Origin of the sequence: Luteibaculum oceani (assembly GCF_007995015.1) — a bacterium.
In the GTDB taxonomy this organism is placed as follows: domain Bacteria; phylum Bacteroidota; class Bacteroidia; order Flavobacteriales_D; family Luteibaculaceae; genus Luteibaculum; species Luteibaculum oceani.
The window spans coordinates 142,149-155,598 of the sequence record NZ_VORB01000006.1; the positions used below are offsets into that span (position 1 = coordinate 142,149).

Sequence of the window (13,450 nt, forward strand, 5' to 3'; positions counted from 1 at the left end):
TCGTATTATGGTTTCTCATAGTTTAGTATATGTTGGTTAGGGATATTTGTTTGTACTTAGTGTTAGTTGTTGGTTATATCGGAAACACCCCGCTTATCCAGGCACAATTAAATGTGACAGCCAGTAATAATGCTGCTCAAATGGCTCAATTATTAGCTGGACAAGGTGTTGTGGTTAAGAACGCAACCCTTAATTGTGCTGGAACCGCGGCAGGAACCTTCGATGGCGGAGTAAATGCTCTTAATTTTACCTTAGACGAAGGTATCGTTTTGGGTACGGGGAATGTTACCAATGCTAATGCTGGAGGACTGCTTTGCTTGGGAACTGACCACGGTAGACCAGGATATGCTCCTCTTAATTCAATTGCCAATGCAACAACCCAAGATGCGTGTATCCTAGAATTTGATGTAGAGGTTACGACAAGTACCTTGGAGTTTAAGTATGTCTTTGGCTCGGATGAATACCCAGAATATGTAGGATCATCTTTCAATGATGCTTTTGGATTCTATATCAGTGGCCCCGGTATAGCGGGGATTCAAAATATAGGTGTTTTACCTGGTGGTGGAGGTGCTCCAATCACTATTAACACCGTAAATAACGGAGATACTGATATTGGACCCTGCATTAATTGTGAGTTCTATCGGGCAGATATGTCCTCGCAAACTCAATTAGACGGAACCACTAGTGTTTTAACGGCAACAGCCAGTGTTATCCCTTGTGAGACCTATCATTTTGTTTTGGCCATTGCCGATGCAAGCGATGGGTGTTGGGATTCTTCCGTTTTTCTGGAGAAATCAAGTTTGGTTTCCGTTGGAGTGGATATGACAGAACCTGTTGTTTCCGGAAATATTGGACCAGGAAGAATTTATGAGAACTGCGATTCTGCTGTCTACACCTTCCATCTTCCGAATCCTGTTTTAAGTGACTATGTTTTTGAGGTAGCCATAAAAGGAACCGCTCAAAACGGTGTGGACTACCGTTTTTTAAAAGACTCCATGGTGATAAAAGCTGGGGAGCAGTCGGCATCTTACACCATCCTTCCACTAACAGATTCTATTGTAGATCCGGGAGAAACGGTTGAAATATGTATTCTCGATCCTTGTACTAAAGCTGAACTTTCTTGTGAAACGGTAACCATTGAGGAATTAGAAGCTGAAATAACGGAGGAGCAAAATATCTGCTATGGCGATTCTGTGCAGCTTCAGGTTTCCGAAAATGTTAATTACAACTACAGTTGGTCTCCCGGAAATTCGCTTAGCTGCACAGATTGTCATAACCCAATTGCGTTTCCAAATGACACCACTACTTATTTTGTAACGTTTAGTGATCAGGGGTGTAGCTTGGTACGGGAGGTAACGGTTAATGTTGCGGCGCCCAGCTTACCAACATTGGCAGATACCACGGCCTGTATTGGTGCTACGAAATCTGTAGATGTTAGTACCCCTGGATTTGATAATTATCTGTGGACACCCGAATATGGGATTTCCAGTTCCTCCTCGCCTTCAGTAACTTTTACCGTTCTCGATAGCGCAGTGAGTTATATGGTAATTGCTACAAATGACCTAGGTTGTGAGCTGACCGAAGAAATTACCATTACCCCTTTCCCTGCAGTAGAAGCGACACTGTTTCCCAAAGATGTGCTTTGCTTCGGTGATGCTTCGGGAGAAATAGATGTTGTGGTACATTCATCTTCTCCTATCGACAGTTTTAAATGGCAGGATGGAAGTTTCGCAGCAGACCGCGTCGATCTTTTTGCTGGGGATTATGAGGTGGAACTAGTGGACATAAACGGTTGTAAGTTAATCCTCGATACCGTTGTTAATCAGCCTGATACAGCCCTTTTTGTGGAAGCTCTTCAATTGGTTCCGTCTCGTTGTGGTGGTCCTTCAGGTAGGGCCGAAGGTGTAGCTTTTGGAGGTACCGAACCCTACCAGTTTCAGTGGTCGCAGGGTGGAGATCAAAGCATTTCAGAATCACTTCTTCCAGGTGTATATGAGTTAACTGTTATCGATGCTAATGGTTGTACAGCAAGCGATACGGTAGAGATCAAAGCTGATTTTTCTGATCAAAAAGATGCCGAAATTATTCCCTTTGGACCTTTTTGTGCAGGTTCTGAGACCTTCCAAATTCAGACGCTAATGACTGGTGGTGTTTTCTCTGGGCCAGGTGTGGATAGCTGGGGCTTATTCGATCCTAGTGCTGCTGGAGAGGGCGTACATGCCATTGTGCATGAAATTGTTGATGGGTACTGTAGTGATAGAGATACCTTTTTCGTTGAAGTAAGTTCCAGTTTTCAAGCGGATATTAATCCTATAAATCCACCCTGTGCACTAGAGGAAATGGTGCAACTTAGTTCTGTTACCAACGGTGGCTTGTATTGGGGGACAGGAATATTGGATAGTGCGTTTGCCCGTTTTTATCCAAGTCATGCAGGGCCCGGAAAACACTGGATTTATCACCTGGTACAAGGAGAGTGTGGTGAGTTGGATTCAATGGAAATTGAGGTGATCGCCCCGGATACTGGTGAAATTGTTAACCTGCCTAGTTTTTGCCCAGCAGGAGATGAAGCCCCATTAGTAGCAACACCCAATGGTGGAACCTGGAGTGGATTAGGGGTCAATCAACAGGTGATGTTCAATCCAAGAAATTTAGGAAGTGGGCGCTATCAAGTGCAGTATATCCCTGCGGCTGCCTGCCGCATACCAGTTGACACCTTTGTAACTGTGGTGGATACCCTGAAATTGACCTCTGATGTTGATTCTACCACTTGCTTTTTGGGTTCCGATGGAAGTGTTACGCTTGAAATTATGGGCGGACTCGCTCCATTTTCATTCGATTGGGATCCAGCTATAACTTCAAGTACCTCGAGTGCTTCAAATCTTGGGGCCGGAAGTTATACCGTCCAGGTTATCGATAGCCTCGGATGTAATGCGCAGCATGCTTTTTTTGTTCATCAGCCAGAGGAACTTAAAATTACTAATGTTCAGATTAGCAATGCATCCTGTTCAGGACTTTGCGATGGTGAAGCCAAGATTGAGGTTCAGGGGGGAACGGCTCCTTTTACCTACAGCATTCAACCAAGTTTAGGAACAACTTCTTTTGATGGGGTAGCGACTTATTCAGGCCTTTGTGGTGGAAATACCTTTGTTGTTTTCATATCCGATGCCAATGGGTGTACTGTAGATACAGCCATCACAATTAGTGAGCCTACAGCAATTTCAGTTATAGACAGTATTGTTCCTGCAAATTGTAACCAAAGCAACGGAGCTATTTATTTAAACACAATATCGGGTGGAAGTACACCGTATTCATTTTTGTGGAGTAATAATGCATTAGACACCCATTTGGTAAACGTGGTACCAGGTAGCTACTCCCTAGATATTACCGATGCCAACGGTTGTACTTACTCTTTCCCCTACAACATTGATAACATAGCCGGACCTAGCACTAATCTTTTTATGGATTCGATCTCTTGTAGTGGGGGATCCGATGGTAAAGCATGGGTTCAAATAGTAGGGGGGACAAAACCTTTTGTTGTGCTTTGGAGCAATGGCTCATCTAAAGATACGGTTAACAATTTGTCAGCTGGATTAATAGAGGTAAGTGTTGTAGATTCTGCTGGGTGTGAAGCCCTAGACAGTATACAGATTTTGGCTCCCACTCCGGTAATATTATCTGATATTGTCGATACCTTGCTTTGTACCAATGAAATTTATCAGGGGAGTTTTATAGTCACGGGAGGTAATGGGACAAATAATTACCGCTTCGAGATAAATGGTATAACGCAAAGCACGGCTAATTTCAGTTTGGCAGATAGCGGTTTGTACCTGGTAAGGGCTTTCGATAATAAGAATTGTCCCTCGAATACTATAGACTTTCAGGTTGCCAAAAGAGGAGTACTGCAAGTTTCCATACCTAAACAAGACAGCATTTGTCCGGGAGATAAAGCATGGGTAAGTGCAGATGTGCAGGGTGGAAAACAACCCTACCAGCTTAATTGGAATTCGGGCGAAACCCAAATTGGCTGGATGTATCAATCGAGCCCCACGGATAGCGGTTCCGCAACAACCAAGTTGTGGGTAGTGGATGCATGTAACGATGTGGATAGCGCGGTAAGTGCCATAGATTTTTACCCTAGGCCAATAATTCAGCCTCTTATTTTACCCAATTCGGGGTGTGAACCTCTAACTAGCAACTTCAGTTTGCCATTAAATACCTTTGGCGAGGTTAAGTGGTTTGTAAATAGGAAGTTGGTGAGTAGGGAGAACGTATTTAACCACGAATTTGTATCTGCAGGTTCTTATGATATCGGTATTGAGGTTATTAGCAATCAAGGATGTGAAAACTCCCTGTTTTTAGAAAAGGAAATTGTGGTTTATCCTAACCCTTATGCGGATATTTCTATTAATCCCAGTCGTTTGAGCTTAATAAATAACGAGGCATTTTTAGGGCTTTCTAGCACTTATAAATTGGCAAAAGCTTTTTGGAGCATTTCAAATGAGCTGGGCGATACCATCATTACTACTTCTGGATTACAGCCCTTTGTAGTTTTTCCAAAAATTAAAGGGGATTACGCCGTAAGCGCAAGCTTCGAAACGGAATTTGGTTGCTTGGGTCAAAGCCACGCTTTTATTACGCTTGCCAGCGAAGATATCCTGTATATACCTACCGCTTTTACTCCTAATGGAGACGGGGTAAACGATGCTTTTGCCATAGAGGTTGTGGGAGTAGAACCTTCTGCTTTTAGTGTACATATTTTCGATCGATGGGGAGAGGAATTATTCAGTAGCAAGGATCCATTTTTTAAGTGGGATGGTAGCTACCTGGGGGAACTATGTAAGGGGGATGTTTATGTTTGGGCTATTCGCTATAAAACACTAGATGGAAAACAAAAGAACCTAAGTGGAAGGGTTACCCTGGTTCGTTAATCGGCTAGATGTTCTTCTATGATGCGCTGCAATTGAAGTGCACGGTTGTCCCAATTGTTTTTTGCAGAAAAAGCCACCCTGTTTTGTCGTTTCTCGGCATTATCACTTTTGATTTCGCGATCTATGGCCTCCGAAAAATCCTCAGGAGTAGATGCTAAGCTGATTACCTCTTGAAAACCTTTTATGTCTTCTGAGAAAGGTGTTGAAACTACTGGAATTCCTGAGGCTAGATATTCGTTAATTTTTAGAGGGTAGATTCCAGAGGTTAACTCGTTGCATAAAAATGGAATAATTGCACAATGGGCATGCTGTAAGTAAGCAGGAAGCTCTTGGAGTGATTTAGGTCCTGTGAAAATCACATTTTCACGCTGCTCTAAGTCGTACTCTAAATGCCTTTTTGTATTAACCGGTCCAATTAAAAGGATTAATCGGCTAGGGTGGTCTTTGCTCAACTTGTTTATAAGCTCAAAGTCTTCCCGAATAGAGAAATTACCTGTATAAATAATGATTTCTCGATTTTCGTTTGATAAATCCTTTGGTTTCTCAAATGCATTTTCAGCCGCCTTGGAAAAAAGTTCTATATCCGCTGCGTTAGGCAAGTAATAGGTGGTTCTATAACAGGTGGCATGCGACTGGAGTTTTTTCGAAGTGGCTAATGCAAAATCCGATTTCTTTAAAGCAATTCGCTCAAGATATGGGCCGTGTTTATTAATGTATTCGGAGTTTTCAATCTTATCTACGGTATAGTATATGTTTACATTCTTCTCCTTACAGGGCCATTTTACGGGGTAAAAGGGGTTAAAAATGTTTATATACCACGGTGCTTGGATGTTAAATTCTCGCTTGAGTTTCTTTAAGCTTTTTCTAACGATGTAGTCGTTAATTTTTTTAGCCGCCAAATAAATTCCTCCCTTGGGTAACCAGTTTAACGGGAGTACCAATGGAGGCGTGTGCATGTATAAGTTTGGGTATTCCGCTAACCCATTTACGACCGTATTTTTTCCCCATAAAAGGGCTTGGGAACGCTTTTTTATGCGCGGGTGCTTCCTATCCTTAAAATATGCGTTTAAAGTAAAGGGATTGTCGATGTAGAATACTCGGTGTTGTTTACTTAGCGCTTTTGCAAGAGATAATGTGGTGGAAGAATAATCTCCGTCCCACCTTGCTAAACCGAAAATAACAACATCCATACTAGAAAGTTTCTGAACCAAAAAAGTCCCTGTAAAGAAGTAAAAATAGATCGATTATCAAATTTATTACTGATCCAATTACGACTATCGTGCACCAAAAGGCAATTTCGGTAACCAGATTATTGTCGAATGTAAACAGTTCTATTGCGAGTGGAATAGCAGTTCCTGCGATTAACATCGTTGCCAGGGTTAGGATTAAACTGGTAAGCGATCGGGTTATTTTGGTTTTTCTAACTCTTTTTAATGTTAACATTCTTGGAATGTGTTCCTCCTGAAAGTTAGAGGCCATTTCTGCAACTATAGTTCTGTCAAAAGATTTGCGTTTTAGTCTTTTGTCTATTCGGGCCGTTAAGTTTCTAATGCTATCCTGATAGGGTTCCCATATCCCCTGGTCGTTTATTAATCCAGCAGTATGGCGAGCAAATTTTTCCTCAAGGTAAAACCAGATTTGACTAAGAGCCGGAAGCATTTTTTTTAACCACTCAGTGCTGTATTCAGATTTGGCTTCTTCTATGTCTTCAATGGTTTCAATGGGGCCAGTAACGCACTCCATGGCTAAATATAAATCGGCTGTGGTAGCGGAAAAGTTTTCTTCATTTTTCCAAAAATCCTGACTCTCCTTAGATTCTACTTCTTCCGAATGGATGTCCGTAAAGGTGAGTTTAGGATATTTCTTTTTCAGCCTAACAATGTCATCAAACTTCGTCCAGAAGTTTGGGCTTTTCAATAGTCTAAAAAGTAGTTTGCGGTAATTGGTTAGTTGATCAGAAAGAATTTCAAATTCTTGGTCGTCCTCGAATTTTCTCTGCGAGAGCTGAAAAATTTTGGCCATCACGTAAGCCACAATTATTCCAGCTAGAATGCTTGATGCACCAATAAGATTGCCAGCTTTAAAAAACTCTCCGTCTAATCGTAATCCAAATTCAGATTTTAAATAGAACAGTAGGGCTCCTACTGCTAATAAAATGGTCCACCTAATTAAGGCTATTCTGAACATAAAAGAGATTTTGCCTCAAATAAAGCAAATTCATGGAATCGGGTTAAGAAATTGGCGAAACAATACAGAGCTTTTAATAATTCTCAATTTTTTGAATGATTTTAAAGAAGTTTTTAGATTGAGGCAATTAATATAACCCTATGCAAAGTCTCAGAATAACTTCCTTCGAATCCTATCAAGCTCAATACCAGAAAAGTGTAGATAACCCTGAACAGTTTTGGGATGAAATAGCCAAGTCTTTTACCTGGAAATCTCCATATAAAAAGGTTTTAGACTGGAATTTTGACGGGCCACAGGTAAAGTGGTTTTTGGAAGGAAAACTCAACATTACCGAAAATGCTTTAGATAGGCATTTGGATGAAAGAGGTAATAAAATTGCTTTGATATGGGAGCCAAATGATCCCAATGAGAAGAGTATTAGATATACTTATAAGGAGCTTTATCACAAGGTTTGTCAATGCGCTAATGCCCTAAAAAGTAAGGGGATAGGAAAAGGAGATAGGGTTTGTTTGTATATGCCTATGGTTCCCGAATTAACCATAGCAGTATTGGCCTGCGCAAGAATTGGGGCGGTACACTCGGTAGTTTTTGCTGGTTTTTCTGCAAAGGCACTGGCAGACCGAGTAATAGATGCAGACGCTAAAATGGTAATTACAGCAGATGGATTAAACAGGGGAGACAAGGAAGTTCCGCTAAAAACCATTGTTGATGAAGCCCTAGAAAATTGCCCTTCAGTTAGCACTGTATTGGTATACAACTGTCTGGGTAGAAATCCTTCTTTTAAATCAGGTAGAGATTTTTGGTGGCACGATGTTGTAAACCCCATGCCGCAAAGCTGCGAGGCCGAGCCCATGGATTCCGAAGATTTACTATTCATCCTGTATACTTCTGGCTCAACTGGCAAGCCAAAAGGAGTTGTGCATACGTGTGGAGGTTACATGGTGTATACTGCATTCTCTTTTCAGAATGTATTTCAATACGAGGAAAGCGATATTTATTGGTGTACCGCCGATGTAGGCTGGATTACTGGTCATAGTTACATTATTTACGGCCCCCTTTTATCAGGGGCTACAACCATGATGTTCGAGGGCGTTCCAACCTACCCTAATCCAGGTAGATTCTGGGAGATATGCGAAAAACATGCAGTCAACCAATTTTACACTGCACCAACGGCTATTCGAGCGCTTATGGGCTGGGGAGATCAGTTTGTAGAGAAGTATAATTTATCCACCCTTAAAGTTCTGGGTACGGTTGGAGAACCTATAAACGAGGAGGCTTGGAAGTGGTACAATGAAAAGGTTGGAAAGGGGAGATGCCCTATTGTAGATACCTGGTGGCAAACCGAAACAGGAGGTATAATGATCTCGGGATTGGGAAATTTAAGTCCTCAAAAACCAACCTTTGCGGGATATCCATTACCAGGTATTCAACCTGTACTTATAGACCAAGAAGGGAAAGAAATAAAGGAAAACGGTGTGGAAGGCTATTTGGCCATGAAGTTCCCCTGGCCTTCCATTATTCGAACTACCTATGGAGACCATGAACGCTGTAAGCATGTCTACTTTTCGTCTTATCCTGGACACTATTTTACGGGTGATGGCGCAAAACGAGATGAGAACGGAATGTACCGTATTATCGGCCGTGTAGATGATGTTATTAATGTTTCGGGACACAGGTTTGGTACCGCCGAAATAGAGAACGGAATTAATGAGCATCCCAAGGTTGTTGAGTCTGCTGTGGTTGGATATCCTCACGACATAAAGGGGCAGGGAATTTACGCCTATGTTATTTGCGAAGGCGAGGTTGAAAATGAAGAACAGTGTAAACTTGAAATCATAGATAAGGTAGTGGAGCACATTGGGAAAATTGCCAAACCCGATAAAATTCAGTTTGTCTCCGGGTTGCCTAAAACTAGATCGGGTAAAATAATGCGACGTATCCTTAGAAAAATTGCGGAAGGTAGAGGAGATGATCTTGGAGATATATCAACCTTATTAGATCCTTCGGTAGTCGAAAAAATTAAGGAAGGAGCATTGTAGTAAACAGATGAAGCGAGGGATTAATAAAACACAAAAGGTATTTGGTCTGTTGGCAAATATTATTGTAATTCTATTAGTATGCACCATCTTTCCTAATCGGTCGGGGACCTTGTTAGGTTTGATAACAGCATCCTTAATTGTCCAATATGGGATTTGGAAAGGAACAAGAGTCTAGCTAGTAAATGGAATAAAAAATGAGCTCGATGCTCCTTTTACTTTAATAACTCTGGAAATTTTTCCTTAAATCGATTCAGCCTTGGTATGGAAACTGCTCTCACATAGGGCTGGTTGGGATTTGTTTTTTCATAGTCCTGATGGTATTCCTCAGCTTCCCAAAATCGTTTTAGTGGTGAAATTTCGGTGGCAATTTTCTCCGCGTAGCTTCCGCTATTATCCAAGCTGTCTTTAAAGCTAACTGCAAGTGTCTTTTGATATTTTGATGTGTAGAAAATTGCACTGCGATACTGTGTTCCATAATCTGGGTGTTGGCCATTTACGGTAGTAGGATTATGCGACCCATAAAATACTTTCAGGAGGGTTTTATAATCTATTTGAGTGGAATCGTAATAAACTACTACGGTCTCTGTATGTCCAGTTTTTCCGGCACTTACTTGCTGGTAACTAGGGTTTTGTTCATTTCCCCCTGCATAACCCGATACGGCTTCTTCTACTCCCTTAACACTCTCAAAAATGGCTTCCACACACCAAAAACACCCCGAAGCAAAATAGGCTCGGTTTAAATTCGAGAGATTTTTGGATTGGGTTTTACCATTTTGGGCGCTGCAAGAAAGTAGAATTCCAGTGCCAATAAGCGCTATAATATTTTTCATGATCTATCTATTTACCACCAAACAACGAAAAGTTTATTTAGGTTTCCTTCCGGCGATTTAATCCAAAATAGGGTGGATTTATTATTATTCATTTTCTCATTTACCAACGCGGTTATTTGCTCGTAAGATTTCCAGTTCACATTTATTTCAGGTTTCAAAAACCAATCCAATTTATCGACATAGTAGAACTTGTATGCCGCCAGGGTGCTTAAGTCCTTTTCCTTAATCCAGAATCCTGAAAGGGAAGAGGGGTTTAGGGTTTTGGAAAATGGAAAGTCTGTTTTCCAGGGTAAATAGAGTTGCCCAAGAATTAAAAATTGAGAAATAAGTTCCGGGTATTGCTTATGCCCCAGAGGAATTTGTCTGGTTTTAAAATGTTCCAATTTCAAATCAAGTCTGTCCTTATTGTTGGGACCTATCCACGCACAAAATTCCGTTCCCAATTGTGGGTTCCATAAGTAGAATTTAAAGGCCAATTCAAGATGGATCAGATTTCCAGATGGTAAATCTTCTATGATAAAATCTAACTCTCCTAGAGTGATACCCTGCTCAATAATTTGAATGTTGCGCCTTATGGGAGCGTATCTGGAGGAATCTGCCAGGTATTTCTCAAAGAAATCCTCCGCGAGGTAACCGAGTTTTTTTGTTTCGAAGCTTCTTATCTGCGAGGCCTTTGGTGGGGCGATGGGTTGATAATCAAAAATCTCGCAGCCTGGAATTACCGATTTTAAAAGGATGGAGTGAGATTCTAAAAAGGCTTTGTAGTGCTTGGAGAAATTCATTTTGGATAAGTGGTGCCCAATGGAGACTTTTGTGCCATAAATATACCGCTCCCCATGAAAAATCTGGTGATTCTGATTGTTCTTGTTGTTTCTTCCATTAATCTCGTTGCCCAAAAACAAACGGTAAATGGAAAATTAAATTCCTGGTTTTTCTGGTTGAATACTGCCAAGGTATCAGAAAGGATAGATTTTACGAACGAACTTCATTTGAGACAAGCACGGTTTTTAGACTCCAAAAGATTATCTATCATAAGACCAGCGCTCAACTACCACGTTAATGAAACCGTAATTTTTTCTGCCGGGTACTCCTTTATTCGCAATTGGCCAGGGGATAATTTTGCAGCTTCTTTACCAGCCAACGAGCATAATATTTGGCCCCAGGTAACTTTAAATCACAAGGCGGGGCAATTTCTTTTTTCACATCGCTTTCGAGAAGAAATTAGATGGACTCAGGATGTAGTTTCTAATGGGAGTGAGGTTTTTACCGATGGCTATAGTCAGGTGAATCGATTTAGATACAGGCTTACCATAACTAGCCCCACGGTACAGATAGATAATTTTAAAGTGGCGTTAACTCTGTTTAATGAGGTGTGGATTTCGCAGGCTGATGGGTTTCGCCCTGTAGATTTAAATCGAAATTGGTTTTATGTGGGATTGGATTTTCCACTTAGTCAAAGTGCTACTTTCCATTTAGGTCTTTTAGATCAGTTCGATAAAATAGCTCCAGGATTGTTCTTTCAACAGCCTGTACTTCAGTTTATGGTAAGCTCAAGGTTAGGAGACTTTAGAAAGAATAAAGATTTAAATCTTATCGATTAGAGTTACTATCTTCGGGGAAAATAGACCCCATGGAACAAGGAGAAGAGCGTATAAAGTCATTTAAGGAGTTTTATCCTTATTACTTGAGTGAACATCAAAATACTACCTCTAGGATACTCCATTTCATAGGTACAGGACTATTCTTTATAACCCTTATTTACTGTATCTACCAATTCGATTTTGGATGGATATGGTTGGGGCTCATTTTCGGATATGGTTTTGCTTGGGCGGGGCATTTTTTCTTTGAAAAGAATAAGCCTGCGACCTTTAAATATCCGATTTGGAGTTTGGGCTCCGATTTCAAATTGTTTTTTAGAATCCTTTTTGGAAAGGAAACTTTTAAGGCTTAGCGCCTATTTGGTGGCGAGGACCTCTTTAGGTTTACTTTCTTCCTTTACAAAGGTCTTGTAATGCTCGTATCGTCTTAAGATCTGAGTTACGTATTTAAAGGGTTCTTCCCCTCGGCAAAATCCAGATTTAACAACGGGGTCGTTATAGTACTTTGGCTTAGATTTTTTACGTAGGAAATCAGCAACATGATTTTCCCATTTTTGAGGGTTTTTACCGTACTTTTCTGCTAAACGCATGGCGTCTAAAACATGTCCAGGCCCAGCATTATAGGATGCTAGCACAAATTTAATTCGCTCTTCCTCGTCTTCAACTCGTTTTTCCCAAAAGCGCTCCAGCCTTCTTAAATAATCGGTACCCGCTTTAATGCTATTGTCTGGATCCTCAAGATCCTCAACTTTTAAATCGGCTGCTGTCTCTGGCATCATTTGCATAAGCCCTTTTGCACCGACCCAGCTTTCCGCACTGGGGTCAAATTTCGATTCCTGATAAATTAGTGAAGCTACTAATCTCCAGTCCCAATCTATTTTTACACTGTGCTTGCGAATAAGCTCATCGTACATGGAAATTTTCCCTGTTGTAGCGGCGTAAAGTGGACTTTTTACTGCTTTAGCTATGGTTCTGCGCGACTTGAAATACTTGTTATAGATAACGTAGTAGTCTGCATTCTTTTGTTCTTTATCCAACCAGGCATTGATTTCCTTTAGCAGTTTAGGGGCGTTTTTTCGGGTGGCCCAAGCTATTTGCTGCTGAAGACTTACGGCCATATCTATATCTAAATTTGGAAAAAAAGCCGTACTAATAGAGGCAATGTTTTCATCGGATATGGTGTAATCTATTTCTCCGTGTGCTACCTGCTTAATTAAAGATTCGGTACTGGCCTCATCCCCGGTAACCGTCTCTATGTCAATCTCTTCACCTGTTTCTTCCATAAGGCTTAATAACCTAGGGTAGTATGATGATCCCTCTCTAATGTGTATGGTTTTTCCGCTGAGTTCAAGTGGTGTTCGAATTAGCTTTTTTTCAATTTGGTGTTGCTTTAATTGCCTCCAATTTTCAGGTTTACGCTGTACCAATACCTGTTGGGTAGTGTTAACCGGGTCAGAGAAGTTTACAATTTCTTTCCTTCCACCAGTTACGGTAAGGTTATGAGCAATGATATCGCCTTTGCCAGAGTTAAGTAGCTCAAATATGTCGTCCATATCTCGAACGATGATCAATTTCAACTCTACATCTAAATGCCGAGCAAACCTTTCTAAAAGCTCATACTCATAGCCCATAGGCTGCCCTCGATAAATAAAATAACTAATGCTATTAAATCCGGTAAGCGCAACCAGAGTGTCCCTCTTTTTTATTTGAGGTAAATCGATTTTTGTCGCAGAATTAGGTTTTAACGATGCGCTTGGCTTATTGCTTTTAGTCTTAGGTTTTCCCGTACAACTAAAAAGCATTAAACATAGAATACAGTTGAGGTATAGAAGTTTCTTCATAGGATGGTATGGCAGCATCAATATATT

The 13,450-nt window shown here is 40.9% G+C and carries 9 protein-coding genes; 4 read left to right on the forward strand and 5 right to left on the reverse strand.

What is annotated here, in order from left to right; all coding sequences use genetic code 11:
* Positions 1-29 precede the first annotated feature (29 nt).
* Positions 30-4,928 carry a choice-of-anchor L domain-containing protein gene (locus FRX97_RS07890; RefSeq protein WP_147014654.1) on the forward strand — a complete coding sequence of 1,633 codons (4,899 nt, stop codon included), beginning with the start codon at positions 30-32 and terminating at the stop codon, positions 4,926-4,928.
* Here FRX97_RS07890 and FRX97_RS07895 read toward each other — a convergent pair.
* Both FRX97_RS07895 and FRX97_RS07900 read right to left on the reverse strand, forming a co-directional pair.
* Complete coding sequence (locus FRX97_RS07895; protein ID WP_147014655.1) at positions 4,925-6,118, reverse strand: glycosyltransferase; 1,194 nt, start codon at positions 6,116-6,118, stop codon at positions 4,925-4,927. The two genes, FRX97_RS07890 and FRX97_RS07895, sit on opposite strands and share 4 nt — an antisense overlap.
* A 1-nt stretch (position 6,119) precedes the next feature.
* Entirely contained in the window at positions 6,120-7,115 is a 996-nt protein-coding gene (locus tag FRX97_RS07900; RefSeq protein ID WP_147014656.1) for a hypothetical protein, read from the reverse strand.
* A 140-nt stretch (positions 7,116-7,255) separates the two neighbouring features.
* Between FRX97_RS07900 and acs the strand changes: the two genes are divergently transcribed.
* Positions 7,256-9,154: an acetate--CoA ligase gene (gene acs, locus FRX97_RS07905; RefSeq protein ID WP_147014657.1), complete on the forward strand. Its 1,899-nt coding sequence runs from the start codon at positions 7,256-7,258 to the stop codon at positions 9,152-9,154.
* Positions 9,155-9,366: 212 nt separating this feature from the next.
* On the opposite strand, the gene msrA is transcribed toward acs, so the two are convergent.
* Positions 9,367-9,984 carry a peptide-methionine (S)-S-oxide reductase MsrA gene (gene msrA / locus FRX97_RS07910; protein ID WP_147014658.1) on the reverse strand — a complete coding sequence of 206 codons (618 nt, stop codon included), beginning with the start codon at positions 9,982-9,984 and terminating at the stop codon, positions 9,367-9,369.
* 11 nt (positions 9,985-9,995) lie between these two features.
* Positions 9,996-10,766, reverse strand: coding sequence for a DUF1853 family protein (locus tag FRX97_RS07915; RefSeq protein ID WP_147014659.1), 771 nt, complete (start codon positions 10,764-10,766; stop codon positions 9,996-9,998).
* 54 nt (positions 10,767-10,820) lie between these two features.
* Here FRX97_RS07915 and FRX97_RS07920 point away from each other — a divergent pair, with 54 nt between their 5' ends.
* Both FRX97_RS07920 and FRX97_RS07925 read left to right on the forward strand, forming a co-directional pair.
* Positions 10,821-11,585: a DUF2490 domain-containing protein gene (locus FRX97_RS07920; RefSeq protein ID WP_147014660.1), complete on the forward strand. Its 765-nt coding sequence runs from the start codon at positions 10,821-10,823 to the stop codon at positions 11,583-11,585.
* Positions 11,586-11,614: 29 nt separating this feature from the next.
* Positions 11,615-11,935 (forward strand): DUF962 domain-containing protein, encoded by a 321-nt coding sequence (locus FRX97_RS07925; protein WP_147014661.1) that lies wholly within the window; start codon positions 11,615-11,617, stop codon positions 11,933-11,935.
* A gap of 3 nt (positions 11,936-11,938) precedes the next feature.
* Here the strand turns inward: FRX97_RS07925 and FRX97_RS07930 are convergent, their stop codons facing one another.
* A complete protein-coding gene (locus tag FRX97_RS07930) occupies positions 11,939-13,423 on the reverse strand; it encodes an MltF family protein (protein WP_170227077.1) in 1,485 nt (494 codons plus the stop codon).
* Positions 13,424-13,450: the final 27 nt, after the last annotated feature.

Bases quoted from the DNA above. Each gene is read 5' to 3' on its own strand.
- FRX97_RS07890 (WP_147014654.1), top strand. From the start codon at position 30: ATGTTGGTTAGGGATATTTGTTTGTACTTAGTGTTAGTTGTTGGTTAT.
- FRX97_RS07895 (WP_147014655.1), bottom strand. From the start codon at position 6,118: ATGGATGTTGTTATTTTCGGTTTAGCAAGGTGGGACGGAGATTATTCT.
- FRX97_RS07900 (WP_147014656.1), bottom strand. From the start codon at position 7,115: ATGTTCAGAATAGCCTTAATTAGGTGGACCATTTTATTAGCAGTAGGA.
- acs (WP_147014657.1), top strand. From the start codon at position 7,256: ATGCAAAGTCTCAGAATAACTTCCTTCGAATCCTATCAAGCTCAATAC.
- msrA (WP_147014658.1), bottom strand. From the start codon at position 9,984: ATGAAAAATATTATAGCGCTTATTGGCACTGGAATTCTACTTTCTTGC.
- FRX97_RS07915 (WP_147014659.1), bottom strand. From the start codon at position 10,766: ATGAATTTCTCCAAGCACTACAAAGCCTTTTTAGAATCTCACTCCATC.
- FRX97_RS07920 (WP_147014660.1), top strand. From the start codon at position 10,821: ATGAAAAATCTGGTGATTCTGATTGTTCTTGTTGTTTCTTCCATTAAT.
- FRX97_RS07925 (WP_147014661.1), top strand. From the start codon at position 11,615: ATGGAACAAGGAGAAGAGCGTATAAAGTCATTTAAGGAGTTTTATCCT.
- FRX97_RS07930 (WP_170227077.1), bottom strand. From the start codon at position 13,423: ATGAAGAAACTTCTATACCTCAACTGTATTCTATGTTTAATGCTTTTT.